The 21485-nt window shown below is 60.8% G+C and carries 23 protein-coding genes and 1 tRNA gene; 14 read left to right on the forward strand and 10 right to left on the reverse strand.

Features of this window, described 5'->3' with window-relative positions; all coding sequences use genetic code 11:
• The first annotated feature begins 167 nt into the window (after positions 1 to 167).
• The 4 genes from ACYQ1A_RS11840 (at position 168) to ACYQ1A_RS11855 (ending at position 3880) form a co-directional block, all read left to right on the forward strand.
• A complete protein-coding gene (locus ACYQ1A_RS11840; RefSeq protein WP_499362238.1) occupies positions 168 to 1484 on the forward strand; it encodes an MFS transporter in 1317 nt (438 codons plus the stop codon).
• 183 nt (positions 1485 to 1667) lie between these two features.
• Positions 1668 to 2222, forward strand: coding sequence for a hypothetical protein (locus tag ACYQ1A_RS11845; protein WP_499362240.1), 555 nt, complete (start codon positions 1668 to 1670; stop codon positions 2220 to 2222).
• Between the two features lie 206 nt (positions 2223 to 2428).
• Positions 2429 to 3097, forward strand: a complete 669-nt coding sequence (locus tag ACYQ1A_RS11850) for an O-methyltransferase (RefSeq protein WP_062225817.1) — start codon at positions 2429 to 2431, stop codon at positions 3095 to 3097.
• Positions 3098 to 3316: 219 nt separating this feature from the next.
• Complete coding sequence (locus ACYQ1A_RS11855) at positions 3317 to 3880, forward strand: hypothetical protein (RefSeq protein ID WP_499362242.1); 564 nt, start codon at positions 3317 to 3319, stop codon at positions 3878 to 3880.
• 72 nt (positions 3881 to 3952) lie between these two features.
• On the opposite strand, the gene ACYQ1A_RS11860 is transcribed toward ACYQ1A_RS11855, so the two are convergent.
• The 9 genes from ACYQ1A_RS11860 to ACYQ1A_RS11900 form a co-directional block, all read right to left on the reverse strand.
• Entirely contained in the window at positions 3953 to 4618 is a 666-nt protein-coding gene (locus ACYQ1A_RS11860; RefSeq protein ID WP_499362244.1) for a DUF1345 domain-containing protein, read from the reverse strand.
• A gap of 13 nt (positions 4619 to 4631) precedes the next feature.
• Positions 4632 to 5399: a trans-aconitate 2-methyltransferase gene (gene tam, locus ACYQ1A_RS11865; protein ID WP_062223206.1), complete on the reverse strand. Its 768-nt coding sequence runs from the start codon at positions 5397 to 5399 to the stop codon at positions 4632 to 4634.
• A gap of 179 nt (positions 5400 to 5578) precedes the next feature.
• Positions 5579 to 5654, reverse strand: a tRNA-Met gene (locus ACYQ1A_RS11870).
• 71 nt (positions 5655 to 5725) lie between these two features.
• Positions 5726 to 6757: a peptide ABC transporter ATP-binding protein gene (locus ACYQ1A_RS11875; RefSeq protein WP_499362246.1), complete on the reverse strand. Its 1032-nt coding sequence runs from the start codon at positions 6755 to 6757 to the stop codon at positions 5726 to 5728.
• Positions 6750 to 7733, reverse strand: coding sequence for an oligopeptide/dipeptide ABC transporter ATP-binding protein (locus tag ACYQ1A_RS11880; RefSeq protein WP_499362248.1), 984 nt, complete (start codon positions 7731 to 7733; stop codon positions 6750 to 6752). Before ACYQ1A_RS11880 ends, ACYQ1A_RS11875 begins: the two co-directional genes overlap by 8 nt.
• Complete coding sequence (locus tag ACYQ1A_RS11885; RefSeq protein WP_499362250.1) at positions 7733 to 8638, reverse strand: ABC transporter permease subunit; 906 nt, start codon at positions 8636 to 8638, stop codon at positions 7733 to 7735. Before ACYQ1A_RS11885 ends, ACYQ1A_RS11880 begins: the two co-directional genes overlap by 1 nt.
• 2 nt (positions 8639 to 8640) lie before the next feature.
• Positions 8641 to 9651 carry an ABC transporter permease subunit gene (locus tag ACYQ1A_RS11890; RefSeq protein WP_499362252.1) on the reverse strand — a complete coding sequence of 337 codons (1011 nt, stop codon included), beginning with the start codon at positions 9649 to 9651 and terminating at the stop codon, positions 8641 to 8643.
• A gap of 150 nt (positions 9652 to 9801) precedes the next feature.
• Positions 9802 to 11397, reverse strand: a complete 1596-nt coding sequence (locus ACYQ1A_RS11895; protein ID WP_499362254.1) for an ABC transporter substrate-binding protein — start codon at positions 11395 to 11397, stop codon at positions 9802 to 9804.
• Between the two features lie 470 nt (positions 11398 to 11867).
• The gene (locus tag ACYQ1A_RS11900; RefSeq protein WP_499362256.1) at positions 11868 to 12635 is read right to left on the reverse strand and encodes a DUF2189 domain-containing protein; all 768 of its coding nucleotides are present in this window, start codon (positions 12633 to 12635) and stop codon (positions 11868 to 11870) included.
• A 356-nt stretch (positions 12636 to 12991) separates the two neighbouring features.
• On the opposite strand from ACYQ1A_RS11900, the gene coxB reads away from it, so the two are divergent.
• The 6 genes from coxB to ACYQ1A_RS11930 all read left to right on the forward strand — a co-directional run bounded on the left by coxB (position 12992) and on the right by ACYQ1A_RS11930 (position 17607).
• Positions 12992 to 14101, forward strand: coding sequence for a cytochrome c oxidase subunit II (coxB, locus tag ACYQ1A_RS11905; protein WP_499362258.1), 1110 nt, complete (start codon positions 12992 to 12994; stop codon positions 14099 to 14101).
• A gap of 15 nt (positions 14102 to 14116) precedes the next feature.
• Entirely contained in the window at positions 14117 to 15820 is a 1704-nt protein-coding gene (gene ctaD / locus ACYQ1A_RS11910) for a cytochrome c oxidase subunit I (protein ID WP_499362260.1), read from the forward strand.
• Positions 15817 to 15912 (forward strand): cytochrome oxidase small assembly protein, encoded by a 96-nt coding sequence (locus tag ACYQ1A_RS11915; protein ID WP_236692088.1) that lies wholly within the window; start codon positions 15817 to 15819, stop codon positions 15910 to 15912. Before ctaD ends, ACYQ1A_RS11915 begins: the two co-directional genes overlap by 4 nt.
• 2 nt (positions 15913 to 15914) lie before the next feature.
• Positions 15915 to 16490, forward strand: coding sequence for a cytochrome c oxidase assembly protein (locus tag ACYQ1A_RS11920; RefSeq protein ID WP_499362263.1), 576 nt, complete (start codon positions 15915 to 15917; stop codon positions 16488 to 16490).
• Entirely contained in the window at positions 16487 to 16669 is a 183-nt protein-coding gene (locus ACYQ1A_RS11925) for a DUF2970 domain-containing protein (protein WP_053939663.1), read from the forward strand. Before ACYQ1A_RS11920 ends, ACYQ1A_RS11925 begins: the two co-directional genes overlap by 4 nt.
• Before the next feature lie 71 nt (positions 16670 to 16740).
• A complete protein-coding gene (locus ACYQ1A_RS11930; protein WP_499362265.1) occupies positions 16741 to 17607 on the forward strand; it encodes a cytochrome c oxidase subunit 3 in 867 nt (288 codons plus the stop codon).
• A 496-nt stretch (positions 17608 to 18103) separates the two neighbouring features.
• On the opposite strand, the gene ACYQ1A_RS11935 is transcribed toward ACYQ1A_RS11930, so the two are convergent.
• Positions 18104 to 18301, reverse strand: a complete 198-nt coding sequence (locus tag ACYQ1A_RS11935) for a DUF2909 domain-containing protein (RefSeq protein WP_053939665.1) — start codon at positions 18299 to 18301, stop codon at positions 18104 to 18106.
• Here ACYQ1A_RS11935 and ACYQ1A_RS11940 point away from each other — a divergent pair.
• From ACYQ1A_RS11940 to cyoE, 4 genes are read left to right on the forward strand one after another with little or no spacing between them, the layout of a single operon-like run.
• Positions 18300 to 19040 carry an SURF1 family protein gene (locus ACYQ1A_RS11940; RefSeq protein WP_499362267.1) on the forward strand — a complete coding sequence of 247 codons (741 nt, stop codon included), beginning with the start codon at positions 18300 to 18302 and terminating at the stop codon, positions 19038 to 19040. The two genes, ACYQ1A_RS11935 and ACYQ1A_RS11940, sit on opposite strands and share 2 nt — an antisense overlap.
• Positions 19030 to 19515 (forward strand): redox-active disulfide-containing membrane protein, encoded by a 486-nt coding sequence (locus tag ACYQ1A_RS11945; RefSeq protein WP_499362269.1) that lies wholly within the window; start codon positions 19030 to 19032, stop codon positions 19513 to 19515. Before ACYQ1A_RS11940 ends, ACYQ1A_RS11945 begins: the two co-directional genes overlap by 11 nt.
• Before the next feature lies 1 nt (position 19516).
• The gene (locus ACYQ1A_RS11950) at positions 19517 to 20551 is read left to right on the forward strand and encodes a COX15/CtaA family protein (RefSeq protein ID WP_499362271.1); all 1035 of its coding nucleotides are present in this window, start codon (positions 19517 to 19519) and stop codon (positions 20549 to 20551) included.
• Positions 20511 to 21410: a heme o synthase gene (gene cyoE / locus ACYQ1A_RS11955; RefSeq protein WP_499362273.1), complete on the forward strand. Its 900-nt coding sequence runs from the start codon at positions 20511 to 20513 to the stop codon at positions 21408 to 21410. Before ACYQ1A_RS11950 ends, cyoE begins: the two co-directional genes overlap by 41 nt.
• Positions 21411 to 21485: the final 75 nt, after the last annotated feature.

Raw genomic sequence — 21485 nt, forward strand, 5'->3', positions numbered from 1 at the left:
TTGAGAGGCGCACACCTGATTGCCGCACGCAAAAGTGTGTCGGCCCCGCGCGACAGCGGTTTTGCAGGCGCAGGCTGCTGCGGTAACCTGACCGCCTGCTCATCCCCTCCAGGCCGCCCGGCGTCTCCGCCCGCGCCGCGCCTGGCACCAAGCCTCCGGAGTTTTGCATGCTCGCCCCATTGCGCCACTCGCTCACGCGGGTAGGCCCGCCTTTTCGCCATTTGCTCAGCAGCGACGCGCTGACCCAACTGGCGGTCATGATTGGCCAGCTGGCGCTGCCATGGTGGATTATCCACGCGGGCAGCACGGCCGATCTGGCGACCTATGGCGTGGTGCTGGCCATTGTGGCGTTGCTGGGCATGCCGCTGTTGTCGCCCTTGGGCGATCGTTTTGCCAAGCGCAATCTGATCTGCATTGCCATGGCCTGGTATGCCCTGCACGCCGCCGTGCTTGCACTGCTGGCGGCGCACGCTGACTACCATCGCAACTGGGTGCTGGCGCTGGCGGCATCGCAAGAGCTGGCTTTCTGTTTGTATATGCCGGCCACCACCGCCATTGCGGCGGAACTGGTCAGCTCGGCCAATCTGCCCACCGCGCTCAATCTGCAAAAAGGCGCGCAATCGATCGGGCGTCTGGCGGGCCCGGCCCTGGCGGGCGTAACGCTGGCGGCGTGGGGTACGGCGGTCACCTTGTGGATTCATGCGGCGTTGCTGGCCGCGGCGATGGGCTTGGCGCTCAAGATTCCGGCTGGCGCGCGCGCACACGATCATCTGCGCAATGGCTGGTGGGCCGAACTCAAGGCGGGCATGTTGCCCGCCTGGCGCGTGCCGGTGGAACGTGGCTGGCTGTTGATCAACACCTTGTCATGGCTGTTCATGTTTCCCGCTATCGGCATGCTGGTGCCGGTCAAGGTCAAGGCGCTGGGCTTGTCCAGCGTCTGGCTGGGCAGTTGTGAGGCGGCCGTATCGGTTGGCATGTTGCTGGGCACATTGGGCTTGAGCCAATGGATCGTGGATCGGGTGGGCCGCTTTTATGCGCGCGTGGGCGGCGGCGTGTCGATGGGGCTGACGTTGGCCTTGGTGGGGTTTACTGCGCATCCGTACGTAATGGCGCTGGCGTTCTTTCTGACCGGCCTCGGTTCCTCCGTCACCGCGCTGGTGGGGCTGACGCATCGCACGCTGGCGCGTCCGCCCGCCTTCAGAGGGCGGATGGCGGCGGCAGGGCTGACGGTGACGCAAGTCGCATCCACCATCGCGCCAGCGCTGGCAGGGGGCGCGTTGTTACATTGGAGCATTACGCCGGTGTACGTGATGTTTGGTTTGCTCACCGCGCTGACCAGCAGCTGGCTGGCTTGGGTGCCGGGGTTCCGCCGCATGATGGCGCTGGACCACGCTGAAGTAGATAACTGGTACGGCCGCAACTGGCCGCAAGCGTTTGCTGCCGCGCCTGCGGCAACGCCAGATGCTGGCAATTCCCCGCGCTGACGCCGTCAGAAAGCAATTTGCAACGCACGGATTTGATTCTGGATGACACGTATCAGTGTGGTGTACAGCTTGTAACGTGTAGCGAACACACGCTCACAACGAGATAGCGAACAGCATGACAGTATGCGTCTCACGGCAACACCCGCTTGCCCTGTACCTAACAATGCTACGAGGAACACTGTCATGAAATCTTTGATCGCTATCGCTACCGCCGTCGGTGTTCTGTTCGCAGCACCGGCCTTTGCTGCTGACGCATCTGCTGCTGCCAGCGCCCCGGTTGCTCATCACCACGTGAAGAAGCACCACGCCGCCAGCAAGACCACCGCCGCTTCTGACGCACAAAAAGCGCAAGCCAAGAAGCACAAGGCTTCGGCTGCATCGGCTGCACAAAAGGCTCAAGCCAAGAAGCACAAGGCTTCGGCTGCATCGGCTGCGCAAAAGGCTCAAGCCAAGAAGCACAAGGCTTCGGCTGCATCGGCTGCACAAAAGGCTCAAGCCAAGAAGCACAAGGCTTCGGCTGCATCGGCTGCACAAAAGGCGCAAGCCAAGAAGCACAAGGCTTCGGCTGCATCGGCTGCACAAAAGGCTCAAGCCAAGAAGCACAAGGCTTCGGCTGCGTCGGCTGCACAAAAGGCTCAAGCCAAGAAGCACAAGGCTTCGGCTGCATCGGCTGCACAAAAAGCCCAAGCCAAGCATCATCATCACCACGCTCACAAGCACGCTCATCACAAGGCCTAAGTCTTGCGCTGACGTGGTTGTTAAAAAGGCCTCCTGCTGGGAGGCCTTTTTTATTGCGCCGCGCTTGAGCCGCTCAAACGTCCCTATCGCGCTCAGGCCATTGGCATGCTGTAGCGATACCCGATTTGCCGATCTGTGCCTCGGCAATGCGCCCGGCGCTGTCTATGCTGGCAGGGCCGCTCTCGGCCACTTCCGGATCAGCTTGTATGAACCAGACGCAATGGACTCACCTCGATCAATGGTTTTCGCAACTCCTGGCGCCCGAAGACGACGCGCTACGCCTGGCGTTGGCGCAAAGCCAGGCCGCCGGCATGCCTGATATCAACGTCACCGCCAACCAGGGCAAGTTGCTGCACATCCTGGCGCGTATCAGCGGCGCGCGGCGGATTCTGGAAGTGGGCACGCTGGGCGGCTATAGCACCATCTGGCTGGCGCGCGCTTTGCCTGCCGATGGCCAACTGGTGTCGCTGGAACTGAACCCCGACTACGCCAGACTGGCGCGGCAACATCTGGCTGCGGCGGGCGTGGCCGATCGTGCCAGCGTACTGGAAGGCCCGGCCACGCAAACGCTGACCCAACTGATCAAAGACCAGACCGCGCCGTTCGATCTGATCTTTATCGACGCCAACAAGGACGACAATCCGGCATACCTGGCGCTGTCGCAGCAGTTATCGCGCGTGGGCACCGTCATCATTGGCGACAACGTGGTGCGCCAGGGCCGCGTGCTCGATGCCAGCAATGCCGATCCTGGGGTGGCCGGCATGCGCACCTTTCTGCAACAACTGGCCGCACCGGGTCTGACCAGCACCGCCATCCAGACCGTGGGCAGCAAAGGCTGGGACGGCTTCTCGATTTCGATTGTGGAAAAGGCCTGACATCGGTCGGAGCCGGGCGGTGGTGTGCGGGCGCCAGTGCGCTGCAAGCCGCGCGGCATAAGGCTTTGTAGCCCGTCGTTCGCGCGTTCCATCTATCGGGGATGGTTGGGTCTTGCCGCCCATGAATGGCATTGCCACTCTGGCGGCATCTGACGCGCGCACTGCGCGTTACCTGCCAATACCCCGATCGATAACGACCAGAACACGACGAGGCTCATCTTGAAAATCCATATCGCCCTGCTGTTGTGTGGCGTGCTGGGCAGCGCTTTTGCGGCTGATCCGGCACCTGCCCAGCCCCTTGTTTCCCCGCCTTCCAATGGTTTCTGGGTAGAAGGCAATGCGCACAAATGGACAGTGCCTGCGGCCACGCACTTTGCCAGCGTCGATGACATTGCCGCGCCGCCGCTGGCGCTGGAAGACATCGGCGAATATCAAACCTGGCTGGAGCGCCTGCCGCCGCGTGCGTTTGCGGTCAACGGCAAAAACGGCTTTGGCATCGGTTACGGCGCCAAGGCGATGAAAACCGCGCTGGATAATTGCGAAGCGACCGCGCACAGCAAATGCTGGCTGTACGCGGTGGATGATCAGGTGGTGTACGCCGCCAACGAGGCGCAACGCATCGGTCTGGGCCAGGCGGGATTGCCGGAATCGAAAATGACCGCAACGACGCTGGCGGCAGTGACGGCGCCCGCGCCCGCAGTGGCGCCGGTCAAAGTGGCTGCGCCCACCCACGCGGCGCCCGGCAAAGTGGTGGCCGACGGCCAGGGCGGCGGCGGCGCTTGAGCAGGCTGTCCACCACCAGACCAAGAGCCACCGCACGCGGTGGCTCTTTGCATGGCTGACGCCGGGCGCGGGTCACGACAACAAGCTGGCCCCCACATTGATCGACAGCCCGAGAATGCTCAGATTAAACAAGAAGGCCAGTAGCTCATGCGCAATCACCACCCGGCGTAAGCGCGTGCTGCATACCGCGATGTCGGCAGTCTGCGAGGCCACCGAGATGGTGATGGCAAAGTATAAAAAATCCCAATACTTCGGCTCGGCGATTTTGTCCGGAAAGGCCAGATGGCGCTGTGGCGCTTCGCCATCGCCGCCGTAATACATGTGCGCGTAATGATTGGTAAACGAGGTGGCGATCAATAACCACGATCCAGCCAGCGTGGCGCCGGTCAGCGCCAGGTGCAGCACGCGCGCCATGCCAGTCAGATCCTTGACGCCGGACAGCTCAAGCATGATGGCGATCAGGCTGGCGGCTGAACCCAGGCTCAGGATGCTGAGCACGGTGGCGGCGCTCTCATCCTGCAGTCTGGCCACGCGGCGGATGCGTTCGGCGTCGGCCTGCAACATATGAAACCACTGCACGGCCAGATACAGCCAACTGGTAACGTTCCAGCCGCAGAGCACGCTGGTGAGCGTGTCCTGATTGATTGCGAAATCGAGCAGGGCATAGGTGATTACGCCCGCCGCCACGGCCACCAGCAAACGCGGTCGCGCATGAAAATAATGATGCAGTCTGGCCATGGATACTCAGAGGTTAAATGCGTTGCGCCACGATAAACAGGCGCGGAAACGGCAGCAGCACGCTGCCATCGGCCAAGGCAGGATACGCCTGGGTGATGGCAGCCAGATAGCGGGCCAGGTAGACCGCTTGCTCATCCGGCGTTAACGGCGCCAGAAACGGGCGCAAGCCGGTGCTTTTAAACCAGTCGACGATCGCAGCGGGGCCGCCCGGCAATGCGTGGTAATAGGTGGTGCGCCAGATATCGACATTGCGGCAGTACGGGCGCAATAGCTCGTGATAAAAGCGCGCGTCGTGGCGCGGACGCTGTTGCGCCGCGGCGATGCGATCCGCCCACGGACCAGCGGCAGCGACCTCGCGCATCAACACATGCGCGGGCTCATCCAGATTGTCCGGGGTCTGGATCGCCAGCACACCGCCGGGCTGGAGTTGCTGCAGCAGCCGCGGATAAAGCGTGGCGTGGTCGGGCAACCATTGCAGCGAAGCGTTGGCGAGGATGACATCGACCGCTGCAGCGGCATGCCAGTCGGCGATATCGGCTAATTCGAAGTGCGCGTTGGGCAGGCGCTGGCGCGCGGCGCGCAGCATATCGTCCGAGCTATCAATGCCGACGATATGCGCGGCGGGAAAGCGCTCGGCCAGTACTTCGGTGGAATTAGCCGGGCCGCAGCCCAGATCAACAGCGCGGCGCACTTCGAGCGGCGGGATGGCCGCCACCAGATCGCGCACCGGGCGGGTACGTTCTGCTTCAAAGGCGCTGTATTGCCGGGCGGACCAGGTCATTGCATTCCTTGTGCGCTAACAGGTGGGTTCTGCATAGAACGGCTGCAGCAGCAGTATGGATGACGTGGGGCGTTGGTGCGGGTTGCTGTTGGTGCGCACAGGCAGCAAAGCAGGCAGGAAGAGAGTCGAACAGCAAAACAAAAAGCCCAACTCAATGAGCTGGGCTTTTTGTCTGGTATTGGTTGCGGGAACAGGACTCGAACCTGTGACCTTCGGGTTATGAGCCCGACGAGCTGCCAACTGCTCCATCCCGCGACAGAGAAAGGCGAGTATGTCAGAGATATTTCCCCTTGGCAAGCCTTTCGTGCATTTCTTTTATTGTGTGCTCAGTTTTTGGGCGCGGCCGTGCCTGCCAGGATCTCTTCCACGCGATGGCAACTGACCAGGCGCCCTTCAATCGGGCGCAGTTCGGGCACCACGGCACGGCAATGGTCGTTGGCGTACGGGCAGCGCGTATGAAAGGTGCAACCGCTGGGGGGATTGATCGGCGAGGGCAGTTCGCCTTGCAGACGGTTGCGGGTTTTGCGGTTTTCCTGGCGGATGGCCGGGGTAGCCTGCATCAGCGCGCGCGTGTACGGATGCAAGGGCTGCTCGAAGATCGCGGCGCGCGGGCCGTATTCAACGGCGGAGCCGAAGTACATCACCATCACATCATCGGCCACGTGTTCCACCACCGACAGGTTATGGCTGATAAACACATACGCCGTGCCGAACTCCTGCTGCAAATCCATAAACAGGTTGAGGATCTGCGCCTGGATCGATACATCGAGCGCCGAGGTCGGCTCATCCGCCACCAGGATTTCCGGGTTCAACATCATCGCGCGCGCCACCGCGATGCGTTGGCGCTGCCCGCCGGAGAACATGTGCGGATAGCGGTGATAATGCTCGGGCCGCAAGCCGACGCGGGTCATCATCTCGCGCACGCGTTGTTCGCGCTGTTGCGCGGTCAGGTCGGTATTGAGCAGCAGCGGTTCTTCCAGCTGGGTGCCGACCTTTTTGCGTGGATTAAGCGAGGCGTACGGGTTCTGGAACACCATCTGTACTTTGGGCCGCAGCTTTTTGCGTTCAGCCGCATTGGCCGTGGCGACTTCGGTGCCATCGATATTGAGCGAGCCGCCGCTGGGCGTTTCCACCATGGTCAGTTGGCGCGCCAGCGTGGATTTGCCACAGCCCGATTCGCCCACCACGGCCAGCGTGCGTTGCGGCGCCAGCTCAAAACTCACATTGTTGAGCGCCTTGACCGTGGCATGGCCGCGCAAAAAGCCGCGCGATACCGCGTAATGCTTGCTGAGTTCGCGCGCGATCAGGATCGGGCGCACCGTTTCAGCCGGGGATTGGGGAGTCAGCGTTTCAGACATGGGTAGGGCGTCCTGCATCGTCCAGCGCATAAAAGCAGCGCGCGACGGCCGCGCCAGCTGGATAAAGATCGGGATGTTCGGTGCGGCAGCGGTCTTGCACATAGGGGCAACGCGGCGACAGCAGGCAGCCGCTGGGGCGGTCGTACTGGCCTGGCACCACACCCGGCAGCGTATGCAGGCGCTCGGCGCCCTTGCTGTGTTCCGGGATGCTGGCCAGCAAAGCCTGGGTATACGGATGGCGCGGGCGATCAAAGATTTCAGTCACCGGGCTCTTTTCCACCACTTCGCCCGCGTACATCACCACCACGTGCTGGGCCACTTCGGCCACCACGGCCAGATCATGGGTGATCAGGATCAGGCCCATGCCCTGGCTTTTCTGCAGATTAAGCAGCAGCTCCATAATCTGTTGCTGCACGGTCACGTCGAGCGCCGTGGTCGGCTCATCGGCAATCAGCAGTTTGGGATTACAGGCGATGGCAATCGCAATCATCACGCGCTGGCTCATGCCGCCGGACAACTGGTGCGGATAAGCATTCAGCCGCGATTTGGGATCGGGGATTTCGACCAGTTCCAGCAGTTCCAGCGCGCGTTGTTTCAGCGCATCGCCGCGCAACGGTGTGTGCTGGCGCAGCGTTTCGATCAGCTGGAAACCCACGGTGTACGCCGGGTTAAGGCTGGTGAGCGCGTCCTGGAAAATCATCGAGATATCGCGCCCGACGATTTGCCGCTTTTGCGCGGGCTTCATGTTCAGCAGCGGTTTGCCGTCAAAGTTGAGCGCATCAGCGGTGACACGGCCGGGGGCGTCGATCAGGCCCATCAGCGCCAGCATGGTCACGCTTTTGCCCGAACCCGATTCGCCCACCACGCCAACGATATCGCCGGCATCCACCGACAAATCGACATTGGAGACGGCTCGGAACGGATGTGCGGCGCTGCCGAATTCAACCGACAGCTTGTTGATTTCGAGTAATGCCATTACGCCAGCCTTTTCAGTTTGGGGTCGAGCGCATCGCGCAGACCGTCGCCCATCAGGTTGAGCGCCAGTACGGTAATCAGAATATTCAGGCCTGGCATGGTAACAACCCACCACGCACGTTCAATGTAGTCGCGAGCCGCAGCCAGCATGGTGCCCCACTCGGGCAACGGCGCTTGTACACCCAAACCCAGAAAGCCCAACGCCGCCGTATCCAGAATTGCCGAAGAAAATCCGAGCGTCGCTTGCACGATCAACGGGGCCAGGCAGTTGGGCAGAATGGTGACAAACATCAGGCGTAACTTGCCTGCGCCCGAGAGTTGGGCCGCAATAACGTAATCCCGATGCATTTCAGTCATGGCCGCTGCGCGGGTCAACCGCACATACGAGGGCAAGCCCACAATGGCCAGGGCGAAGATGGTGTTCTGCATGCCCGCCCCGAGCACGGCGACGATTGCGATCGCCAAAAGCAGCGAAGGCAGCGCGAGCATGATGTCCATTAACCGCATGATGGTGGTGCCCAACCAACCCGGGTAAAAAGCGGCCAGCAAGCCCAGCACGATGCCGGGTATAAGTGAGACGACCACAGAAATCAGGCCGATCGACAGCGATAGCCGCGCGCCATCAATCAGCCGCGACAAGATGTCACGGCCCAGTTCGTCGGTCCCCAATATAAAACGCGCATGGCCGCCTTCCAGCCAGGAAGGCGGGGTCAACATAAAGTCGCGGAATTGTTCGATCGGTGAATGCGGTGCCACGAGCGGCGAAAAGATCGCGGCCAGCACCAGTATCAGCAGATAGATCAGCGCAAGCAGCGCGCCTTTATTGGCGCTATAGGCCTGCCAGAATTCGCGCAGCGGTGACGGATGTCCGTGGTCTGGTTCCACGGTTTTAATGACTTCGGCCATGCTTACCTCGCGTGGCGGATACGCGGATTGATCACCCCATACAGGATGTCGACCAGCAAGTTAACAAGAATGACCAGGGTGGCAACCAATAAAATGCCGCCTTGCACCACGGGGTAATCGCGCGCGCCAACCGCATTGATCAGCCACGAGCCAACACCAGGCCACGAGAAAATGCTCTCGGTGAGGACTGCACCGGCTAACAGAGTACCGACCTGAAGACCGATTACAGTGACCACGGGCATCAGCGCATTGCGCAGCGCGTGAACAAGAACGATGCGCGCCATCGAAAGGCCTTTGGCGCGTGCCGTGCGGATATAGTCTTCACGCAGCACCTCAAGCATGGCGGAGCGAGTCATCCGGGCGATGACGGCCATCGGAATCGTGCCAAGAACGATCGAGGGCAAAATCAGATGCATGACCACGGACTTGAAAGCATCAAAATCGTGGGCCATCAGCGTATCAACCAGCAACAGGCCAGTTACCGGCTGAATGTCGTACAACAGATCAATGCGACCAGAGACCGGGGTCCAGCCCAGCTTGACCGAGAAGAGCATGACCAACATCAAACCCCACCAGAATATGGGCATCGAGTAGCCAGCGAGCGCCACGGTCATCACCCCATGGTCAGCCACTTTGCCGCGCCGCATGGCGGCGATCATGCCGGCGGCCAGGCCGACGGGCACCGCAAACACCATGGCACAGAAAGACAGTTCAACCGTGGCGGGGAACAAGGTCAGAAATTCCTGCATCACCGGCACTTGCGAACGCACCGACAGGCCCAGATTGCCGTGCAGCGCGTTGATCAGGTAGTGCCAGTACTGCATGTATAACGGCTGATCCAGGCCGAGGTTGTGCATCGACAGCTTGTAGAACTCGGGGTCGATATGGCGCTCGCCCATCATGACCAGAATGGGGTCGCCCGGGATCATGTGGATCAGTGAAAACGACAGCAGCGTAATCCCTAAAAAGGTCGGGATGACCACGCCGATGCGTCGTAATAGAAAGCGGATCATGAGACGGATGGGCTCCGGAATAACAAACAACACATTGGCGGCAAGCGCGCGCCAGGTCGAACTGCAAGCGGCAAAAGCACTGCCGCCCACATAGACAAAGCCGGCCAGGCAACGCGTACCCGGCCGGCTTGATGTACTGCAACGGGCGGCTTACTTCAGGCTCACGCCGTAGAACGAGTTCAGACCAAACGGGCTGATCTTGAAGCCTTCCACTTCTTTGCGCATCGGTTGATACACCGTGGAGTGCGCCACCGGCGAGAACGGCAGTTGCTGCGCGAAGATGGTTTGCGCTTGCTCATACAGCTTGGCGCGGTCAGCTTGCACGGTCAGCGTGCGTGCCTTCACCACCAGATCGTCAAAACCCTTGTCGCACCACTTGGCGTAGTTGTTGCCTTCGACGGCAGCGCAGCTCAGCAGCGAACCCAGCCAGTTATCCGGATCGCCATTGTCGCCAGTCCAGCCGATCAGCATGGCGTCGTCTTCACCGGCACGCGCACGCTTGATGTACTCGCCCCATTCGTAGGTGACGATCTTGGCCTTCACGCCGATCTTGCTCCAGTCGTTCTGGATCATTTCGGCCATCAGCTTGGCGTTGGGGTTGTACGGCCGCGAAACCGGCATCGCCCACAGGGTAATTTCAAAACCATTGGCCAGGCCGGCTTTGGCCAGCAGTGCCTTGGCCTTGGCCACGTCGTAGCTGTTGGTCTTGAGCGACTTGTTGTACGACCACTGGGTAGGCGGCATCGGGTTGGTGGCCAGCTGGCCAGCGCCCTGGTAAACCGCGTCGATGATGGCCTTTTTGTTGACGGCCAGATCGAGCGCCTGACGCACTTCCACCTTGTCCAGCGGCTTGTGCGTGACGTTGTACGAGATATAACCCTCGTTAAAGCCGGCCTGGCTCGGTACCTTCAGCGCCGGGTTGGCGGCCATGGCTTTCAGATCGGCCGGGCGCGGCTGCGCCATGATCTGGCACTCGCCCTTTTGCAGTTTCTGATAACGCACCGACGGGTCGGTGGTGATCGCAAAAATCAGCTTGTCGATCTTCACTTCGCCTTTACGCCAGTAGTCCGGATTGGCGCTGTAGCGGATTACGCTGTCTTTCTGGTACGCGTTAAACACAAACGGGCCGGTGCCGATGGGTTGCGTGTTGATCTGGTCGGCCTTGTTGGCCTTCAGCAACTGGTCGGCATATTCGGCCGAAACGATGGAAGAGAACGACATCGCCAGGTTCTGCAGGAAGGCCGCGTCCACCGTCTTCAGTGTCATCTTGACGGTATACGGATCAACCTTTTCTACCTTGGTGATGTTGGTATCCATGCCCATATCCGACGCATACGGATAGGTGGCATTGGTGGCTTTGTTAAATGGCAGGTCTTTATTGGTAAAGCGCGAGAATGTGAACACCACGTCATCGGCGTTAAAGTCGCGGCCGGGCTTGAAGTACGGCGTGGTGTGGAACTTGACGCCTTTGCGCAGCGTAAAGGTGTAGGTCAGGCCGTCGCTGCTGACATCCCATTTTTCGGCCAGGCCAGCGCGGATTTGCGTGGAACCAGGAGCGAATTCAACCAGGCGGTTGTAGATGGTTTCGGCCGAAGCATCAAAGTCTGTGCCGGTGACGTAACGGGCTGCGTCAAAGCCGGACGGGCTGGCCTCGGAGCAGAAGATCAGCGTTTTGCCTGCGGCCATTGCGCCGCCTGCGGAGAAAGCCAGCGCCAGTGCCAGCGCCAAACCTGCCTTGCTCTTCATCCCTGTTCACTCCATGTCTGTGTGTCTGTAAATAGCGATCAACTGTTCCTTGTGGGAACGTGTGGGCGCAATTCTTGGTGCAGGTTCCAGCCAGCGTTATCGGGGAAAACCCGTATGCATGGCCAGAAACATGACGGCGTGATTAAAGCACGCGCCGTGCCAGACCACGCTTTTTTGTCCGGCCCGGTTTGATCAAGCGCAATGGTTGCAAAAGCAAGTACGCGTAACGCGTACGACTACATCGACAACAAAAAAGGCCAGGCGCTATGCCTGACCTTTCTTTTTGATGCGGTGCAAGTTGCTGTCCCGTTGTCATACGGTGGGTCACCACCCACCATCCAGCGCCACGAAGCAGATCGCATCTGGCGTTTTTTTTCCATGGCATTGAGGGGTGGGTCATGACCCACTCTATGGATCGGTCATCGGATCAGCGGTGGCGCGCATTACCCGCGTTTTGCATGCATATCGTTCTAGTGCACCAGTTCTTTATATGCAATCCACGTGGCGTGGCCCAGCAGCGGGAACAACACAATCAGCCCCAACAGGCCAGTCGCAAAGCCGATTGCAGTCAGCGCCACAATAATGGCGGCCCATACAATCATCGCCGGCAGGTTTTCCATCACCACCCGCAGGCTGGTCATCATGGCGGTGACCACATCCACTTCGCGATCGGCCAGCATTGGAATCGACACGGCAGTCAGCGCAAAAGTCAGGCAGGCCAGCACAAAGCCGCCAAAGATCCAGGCTGCGGTAAACATCCAGTATTCGCCCAGCAACGCCGTCCAGAAGAAATGCAGGTTAACGGCTTCGCCGCCATAAAACAGTGCAAACAGTATGCAGGACACGCGTTCCCAACCGATGGCCACCGACCCCAGCACCACGCCCATAAACGCAATCTGGCCCAGGTTCTTGAGCAAATCGTGCAGGGATTGGGCAAATGAAGTGGGTCGGCCTTCTTCGCGTTCGCTGGTTAATTCATAGATACCGGCCGCCCCCAAAGGCGCCAACAACATAAAGCCGGTAATGCTGGTGGAGGTCAGATAGGTGTAGTTAGAAGCCACCGCCAACACAAGCCAGCCCGCAATGGCGATCAAAAGCCCATAGCCCAGACTGGGTAGCGGATGCTGGCGGAAGTCTTGCCAGCCTAGTTTTAGCCATTCGAGCGGCCGGGATGCGCTTACCTTGTCGGTTTGGGGCAAAGTGAAGTGATCATCGAGACCGTGCATGTGCAAGTCCATGATTTATCTCCTTAAATGCGGGTACCACTTGCAGTGGCTGAGTTAAGGTTTATCCGCTGCGCCCAAAAACGAAACACGCATCAGATGAGCGGTGCAGCAAAACGGTGCATGCGTTCTCACTGATACAACACTTGCTTGCAATTGCGTCAGTGTTTGCTAGAAATTGAGTAGCCCGTATAGCCGGCACTACATAAAAAGCCGGTACCGATAAGCTGAACTGGAGACTTACCCGCTAGCGCATCACGTCCATTGCAGCCTGCCTGTGTAGCAAGAACAGACAGCATGGCGTGTGCGCGTTAACGGAATGAGCGGTCAGACCAGCCGGCCGGGTATAAAACAGCCACTGGAGGTTTCTGATGCAGCTCAGGCGACTCTGCGCCATGGCGGCGGCCTGTACGCCGTCGTTTGCCCTTGCTGAAAGCCCGTACACGTTCCAGACCCCGCAATCGCCTATCGCCAGCCATATCAATGACCTGCACACGTGGATCATGCTGATCATCGTGGTGGTGTTTGTGGTGGTGTTCGGGCTGATGTTCTATTCCATCTTTAAACATCGCCGCAGCGTGGGGCATCAGGCTCGCCATTTTCATGAAAACACCGCCGTCGAAGTGGCGTGGACCATCATCCCGGCGCTGATCCTGGCGGTGATGGCGTTTCCCGCCGCCAAGCTAGTGCTGGCGCAAAAAAACACCACCAACGCCGACATCACCATCAAGGCCACTGGCTACCAATGGCTGTGGGGCTACGACTATATGGATTACGGCTTTGGCTACAAAAGCCGGCTGGCCACCCCGCGCGCGCAGATCGAAAACTACAAGGACGGCGCACCGCCCAAAAATCCGCTGTATTTGCTGGAAGTGGACGAACCGCTGGTGGTGCCGGTGGGCAAGCGCGTGCGGATACTGACCACCGCCAATGACGTCATCCACAGCTGGTATGTGCCGGCGCTGGGCGTCAAACAAGATGCCATTCCCGGGTTTATTCGCGATACCTGGTTTACTGCCGAACACATCGGCACCTATCGCGGCCAGTGCACCGAATTGTGCGGGCGCGACCACGGCTATATGCCGATTGTGGTCAAGGTGGTCAGCGATGCCGACTTCAAAACCTGGGTGACCGCGCAGCAAGCCAAGGCCAAAGCCGCGCAGGACGACCCCAACAAGAAATGGACCAAAGACGAACTGCTGGCGCGCGGCAAGCAAGTGTTTGAAAGCAACTGCGCGGCTTGCCACAAAGTGGACGGCAAGGGCGGTGGGCCGTTCCCGGCGCTGGCAGGCAGCAAGATTGCCACCGGCCCCAAAGAAGGCCACATCCATATCGTGCTGACCGGCAAAAACGCGATGCCGTCGTGGGCCGGCTTGTCGGATGTCGAGGTGGCTTCGGTCATCACTTATGAACGCAACAGCTTTGGCAATCACACCGGCGACTTTGTGCTGCCGGCGGAAGTCAAAGCGGCTCGCAAGTAACCGGGGGATAGCGATATGACCACCACCACCGACGCACTGAACCCGGCGCACCCTATCGACCACGGCCATGGCGCGGACCATGGTCACGGCGGGCACGATGCACACGACCATCATCACGCCCCGGCCGGTTGGCGGCGCTGGGTGTACGCCACCAACCACAAAGATATCGGCACGATGTATCTGTGGTTTGCATTCAGCATGTTCTTGCTGGGCGGCACCTTTGCGCTGGGCATCCGCGCTGAATTGTTCAGCCCCGGCATGCAGTTCTGGCAGCCCGAATTCTTTAACCAGCTGACCACGCTGCACGGCGTGATCATGGTGTTCGGCGCCATCATGCCGGCGTTTACCGGGCTGATGAACTGGATGATCCCGCTCATGATCGGTGCGCCGGATATGGCGTTTGCGCGCATGAACAACTGGAGCTTCTGGCTGCTGCCGCCCGCCGCCATGCTACTGATCATCTCGCTGTTTGTGCCCGGTGGCGGCCCCGGCGCGGGCTGGACCTTCTACCCGCCCTTGTCTGTCCAGTTGGGCGCAGGCATGGATTTCGGCATTTTCGCGATCCACTTGATGGGCCTGTCGTCGATCATGGGCTCGATCAATATCGTCACCACCATCCTGAATATGCGCGCACCGGGCATGACGTTGCTCAAGATGCCGATGTTTGCCTGGACGTCGCTGGTGACTGCGTATTTGCTGATTGCCGTCGCCCCGGTGCTGGCTGGCGCGGTCACCATGCTGCTGACCGATCGCCACTTCGGCACGCACTTTTTTAATGCCGCAGGCGGGGGCGATCCGATTCTGTTCCAGCACGTGTTCTGGTTCTTCGGCCACCCCGAGGTCTACATCATGGCGCTGCCGGCGTTTGGCGTGGTTAGCCAGATCCTGCCCACCTTCAGCCGCAAGCCGCTGTTTGGTTATGTCTCGATGGTGTACGCGGTCTGCGCCATTGCCATCCTCAGCTTTATGGTGTGGGGCCATCACATGTTTGCGGTGGGCTTTCCGGCCACGGCGCAGCTGTTTTATATGTTTATGACCATGCTGATCGCCGTGCCCACGGGCGTGAAGGTGTTCAACTGGATTTCCACCATGTGGCAGGGCTCGATGACCTTCGAGACGCCCATGCTGTTTGCCATCGGCTTTTTGTGTCTGTTCACCATCGGCGGCATGTCAGGTCTGGTGTTGTCGCTGGCCCCGGTCGATATCCAGCTGCATGGCACCTATTACGTGGTGGCGCACTTCCATTACGTGCTGGTGGCGGGCGCGTTGTTCAGCCTGTTTGGCGCTACTTATTACTGGCTGCCCAAGTGGACCGGCAATATGTATAGCGAACGCATGGGCAAGCTGCATTTCTGGTGGTCGATGATCGCCTTCAATATCACTTTCTTTCCGATGCATTTTCTCGGCCTGGCGGGCATGCCACGGCGCATTCCCGATTACGCGCTGCAGTTCACCACCTTTAACGAAGTGGCCAGCGTGGGCGCGTTTTTGTTCGGCTTTGCGCAAATCCTGTTTCTGTACAACGTGATCCACACCATCCGCGGTGGCGTCGGCCCGTCGCCGCAACGGCCGTGGGATGGCGCCACCACGCTGGAATGGGACGTCGCCTGCCCCGCACCGCATCACACCTGGACCGAGCCGCCTTCGCTGGCGCTGGTGCGCGAGGGTCTGATTGCGCAGGGCCTGGAAGAATCCACCCATGTGGAGGAACTGCGGTGAGCAAGAATTTCCGCACCGCGCTGATCATGGCCAGCATCGCGCTGATGTTCTTTATCGGCATCGTGTTGCGGCATTGGCTGTTTGGTAACTAGCCATGACCAGCCTGGCGCTGCAACGACACCAAAGCAATCGCCGCACCGCGCGCCGCTTGCTGCTGGCGGTGCTGGCGATGTTGGGGTTCAGCTTTGCCATGGTGCCGTTCTACAACGTGTTCTGCCGCGTGATGGGCATCCAGCAAGACCGCACCGCCGTGGCCGATGCACCGGTGGCGGGGTGGCAGCAGCAGGTGTTGTTCGATAGCAATGTGGCGGCGGGTGTGCCGATGCAGATTCGCGCGCTGGACGCCCGGCGCGCAGGCCACGCTGGCGGCCTGATGAAAGCGCGTTTCGAGCTGCGCAACCTGGTGGACACGCCGTTGGGCGTGCGGGCAGTGCCGAGTTATGCGCCGTCGTCTGCGGTGCGCTATGTCGAAAAGGTGCAGTGCTTTTGTTTTGATGCCATCCACCTGGCGCCGCGCGAAGTGCGCGAGGTGACGGTGGTGCTGGTGCTCAAGTCCGATCTGCCGCCCACGCTGGGGCCCATCACCTTGTCGTACACGGTGTTTGGTCTGGATGGTGGCAAGCAGCAGACCACAGCGACCACGCAATCCATCGCGAAGGCCGCAACATGATTGCAGCATTCAAGGCCGTGTTGGCCGCGTTTTTTGGGGTGCGGGGGCGAAAGAGCGCGGAAGCGCAAAAAGTGAAGCCGGGTCAGATCATCTTCGCCGCATTCTTTTGCGCGTTGGTGCTGGCACTGGCTGTGGCAGGGCTGGTGCACGTGTTGGTGAGCAGCCAGGGCAGCCACTGATCAAACCGCGGGTTTGATCAGTGGTTGCCCCCGCCCTACGGATGTGGTGCTGAACAAAGAGGGAAGCAGCAATGAACGTAGAAAACGGAATTCATGACGCGCCGTACTTTGTACCGCAGCCGTCAAAGTGGCCGATCATGGGCTCGCTGGCGCTGTTCTTTATTACGGCGGGCACGGCGTTTGGCATCAACAATGTGTCGATTGGCTGGTACGCGCTGGGTTTGGGATTTTTAGTGCTGATCGGCATGCTGTTTGGCTGGTTTGGCGATGTAATCCGCGAATCCAACCATGGCGATTACGGCCCGCAGGTGGATTACTCGTTCCGCTGGGGCATGAGCTGGTTCATCTTTTCCGAGGTGATGTTCTTTAGTGCCTTTTTTGGCGCGCTGTTTTATACGCGTGTGGTGTCGGTGCCCGAACTCGGCTGGTTCTCCGATACCCACGATTATCTGTGGCCGATGTTCCACCAGGTCTGGCCCGCGCTGTCCGGCCCCAAGGTGGCGCCGTATACGCCGATGGAAGCCGTCGGCATCCCCGCCATCAACACCGGTTTGCTGCTGACCTCGGGCATTACCGTGACCATTGCGCACTGGGGCTTTGTTAAAAACAACCGTCGCCAGATGACCCTGGGCCTGGCCGCCACCGTGCTGCTGGGCGTGATCTTCTTGTGCCTGCAGGTCAAGGAATACCACCACGCGTACACCGAAATGCATTTGACGCTGGCCTCGGGCGCGTACGGCATGACCTTCTTTATGCTGACCGGCTTTCACGGCATGCACGTACTGGTGGGCGCGATCATGCTCAGCGTGATGCTGGCCCGTGTAATCAAAGGCGACTTCACCCCGGCGCATCACTTCGGCTTCGAAGCCGCGGCGTGGTACTGGCACTTTGTGGACGTGGTCTGGCTGGGGCTGTTTATTTTTGTGTATTGCTTATAGATCGCGCATAGGGTGGGTCACGACCCACCCACCAAAGCCGCCGATTCGAACGTGGCCGCTTTGATATGCCACTTTGGGTGGTGGGTCCAGACCCACCCTATGAGTTAACAGAATGCAAGCGCATAGGGTGGGTCATGACCCACCAGCCAAAGCCGTCGATTCGAACGTGATGGCTTTGATATGCCACTTTGGGTGGTGGGTCATGACCCACCCTATGAGGTTTTTATGCGTTGTCGGGTTGTGTTGGAAAGTGGATGGCGCGTACCGCGCCGAGGCTGCGCCTCGAAATGTGCGTTGCCCTACGGGTAACGCACCCTACGGACGTTCTTGCCAGGCGTGTCCGAAGAGAGGCGTAGGGTGCGTTACCCGAAGGGCAACGCACATTTTGGTTATGCCACACACACTGCAAAGGCACGCAAGGGCCGCGCACCGGGCCAATGCAAAGCAGTGGGTAGGAATCGCCCCGCACGGATATCAGCGGGGCGTAGACGCCGCCTTATGCGGCGTGCGGTTGTAATAGACCAAAGTACCAGGCCAGCAACAGCAAGATAAACAGACACACCGAGACCGCAATCCGGATGGTCAAAGAGCGCACCAGCGCCGGCGACCCGGAAGGACCGCGCACCAGTTGCAACAGCGCGCGGCCGAGGGCAAACAGAACCACCAGCAAGAGCAGGGCGATGACTATTTTCATGGCAAGTTCCTCCGATGCAAACCGTAGCACACGCCGCACCGACTTGCCGCGCGCCCGCCGTGCGCCGGGCCGCCGTGCGCTGGTGGGTATGGGGCTGCTGGTGCTGTTAACCGTCTGCCTGGGCGCATGGCAAGCCGCGCGGGCGCTGTACAAACAAAGCCTGGCCGACCAGTACGCCGCGCGCATCGCCGAGCCCGCTTTGCTGTGGGGCACCGGCACGCCGCCGCCGCTGTACCGCCGTCTGCAACTGGTGGGGCAGTGGCTGCCGCAATACACGCTGTATCTGGATCACCGCGATTTTGACGGCGCCAATGGCTATGAAGTGATCACCCCATTCCGGCTGGTGGATGGCAGCCTGGTGCTGGTCAACCGCGGCTGGAAAATGCAGGCCGCGCACGAACTCCCGCCCACTGCCGCGCCCATGGTCGAAGCCATGCCGTGGCCGCGTTTTTTTGAACTGGCGCAAACGCCGCCGCAAGGCCGCGTGTTCCAGAACATCACCGCCAGCCGCTTTGCCGACTGGTCGGGCCTGGCGCAACCGCAATGGTTTGCGCGCCAGCGCAGCGGCGGCGATTCGCTGATCCTGGACGCCACCGAACCCGATTTCAATCCGATGCGCCACGTGGGCTACATGCTGACGTGGTGGGGCATGAGCATCGCCGGCATCTTTTTATGGCGCAAATTCCGCCAGCAGCAAGAGCAGCAACTACGCCAGGAGGCGCGCAAATATGGTGCTTAATCGCGGCCAGAAAACGCTGTTAACGCTGTTTGGCATGACGCTGCTGCCCATCGTGGCGGCGCAGATTCTGTTCCACGCCTGGCGGCCCGACACCACCTATAGCTACGGCACGCTGCTGGCCCAACCGGCCGCCGTGCCCGCCACCGGCCATTGGCGTCTGGTGGCGGCCGATCCGCAAGGCTGTACCGCGCGCCAGCGCGATCTGATTTTCGCCACGCGGCAAATGCGGCTGGCGCAAGGGCAAGAAGCGCAACGTATCCAGCGCGCCTCCACCGCCAACTGCGCCAATCTGGATAGCGATGTGGCGCTGCTGCAATCGCACAATATGTTCCGCCAGGCCGGGCTGTATCTGATCGATCCGCAAGGCAATCTGGTGATGCATTACCAGCCCGAAAAAATCGCCGATAACGACGGCCGCAAAAAAGCCATGGCCGAAATTGGCCGCGTGCTTAAAACCAACGAAGGCTTGGGTTGAGATGCTGAGCGCCAGTCCCGCTGTCAGTCCGCGCGTGCGCCTGTTGTTGTGGGTGGCCGTGGTCTGGACCTTCTGTTTGCTGATGCTGGGCGCATGGGTGCGCCTGCACGACGCGGGCCTGGGCTGCCCGGACTGGCCCGGCTGCTACGGCCATCTGACGGTGCCCGAAGCGCCGCATGAAATCGCCAAAGCCAGCGCGCAATTTGGCGGCACGGTCGAGCCCGCCAAAGGCTGGAAAGAAATGATCCACCGCTATGCCGCAGGCGGCCTGGGCTTGCTGGTGCTGGCGCTCACGCTGGCGCTGCTGCGCAAACGCGCGCCCAGCTCGGCCCCGGTGTGGCTGGTGCTGGCCCCGCCCTTGGTGATCGTGCTGCAAGCCTTGCTGGGCATGTGGACGGTCACGCTCAAGCTGATGCCGGTGGTGGTCACCGCGCATCTGATGGGTGGCATGAGCATGCTGGCGCTACTGACTGCGCTGGCCGCGCGCAGCACGCTGGCGCCGATTGCCTTGCCGGCAGAGACCCGCGGCGTGGCCTGGCTGGCGCTGACGCTGGTGGCCATCCAGATTGTGCTGGGTGGCTGGGTGTCGACCAATTACGCCGGGCTGGCATGCGATGGCTTTCCGGCTTGTCGTGGCAGCTTTGCGCCCGCGCCCGGTTTGCTGGATGCGCTGCGGCCCGATCGTGCGCTGGGCCTGACCGCCGCCGGCAACCCGCTCACCATCGATCATCTGGCCGCCATCCATTGGCTGCATCGCTGCGGCGCGCTGCTGGTGACGCTGCTGGTGCTGGCGCTGGTGTTGCGGCTGTGGCGCGATGCGCGTCCGTTTGCGCTGGCCTTGCTGGCCGCGCTGGTGCTGCAAGTGGCGCTGGGCGTGGCCAATGTCGAGTTGTCTTTGCCGCTGCCGTTGGCGGTGGCACACAACGGCGGCGCAGCATTGTTGCTGCTGACGCTGATTACGTTACTGGCCCGGTTACGCCGGCCTAAGGAAATCCATGGCTACGCAAACGCTGGTCGCGCCTTCGCGCTTCGTTGAATTCTGGCAATTGGGCAAACCGCGCGTCGTCAGCCTGATCGTGTTCTGTGCCGCCGCCGGGGCGCTGCTAGCCACGCCGCAATGGGCGGTGGCGTCGCATGTGGCGATCTCGCTGGTGGGCATTGCGCTGGTGGCGATGGGGGCGGCGGCGGTCAATTGCCTGGTCGAACATAAACGCGATGCGGTCATGAGCCGCACCGCGCGCCGCGGCACCGCCAAAGGCACGGTGTTGCCGTGGGAAGCCGGTTTGTATGCGGCCGCGCTCACCGGCTCGGGCTTGTGGTTGCTAGCCACCTTTGCCAACCCGCTCACCATGTGGCTGACACTGGCCACTTTCTTTGGCTATGCCGTGGTCTACACACGCTGGCTGAAACCCGCCACGCCACAAAATATCGTGATTGGCGGTGCGGCCGGGGCGATGCCGCCGGTGCTGGGCTGGGCCGCCGTCACCGGCACCGTGCCGCCGGAAGCAGCCGTGCTGTTCTTGCTGATCTATACCTGGACGCCGCCGCACTTCTGGGCGCTGGCGCTGTATCGCCGCCTCGATTATCAAAAGGCCGGGCTGCCGATGCTGCCGGTCACCCACGGCCCGGCCTATACGCGCCAGATGATCCTGCTGTATGCGCTGGCGCTGTTTGCAGTCAGCCTGTTGCCGTTTGCCATCGGCATGAGCGGCTGGCTGTACCTTGCTATCGCCTGCTGGTTTAACGCCGGCTTCGTGCTGCGCAGCTGGCGCTTGTACCGCACGCACGACGAACAAGTCGCGCGCGGGCTGTTCTTTTATTCGATCAAATACCTGGCGTTTGTGTTTGGCGGTTTACTCGTAGATCGCCTCGCGCACGTCATAGGGTGGGTCTAGACCCACCTTTCAATGGCATTGACTCGAACGGTGAGGTTCCAAACTGCCGCGTCGGTTGGAGGGGGTTAAAGGCTC

It is taken from the genome of Silvimonas sp. JCM 19000 (genome assembly GCF_054652575.1).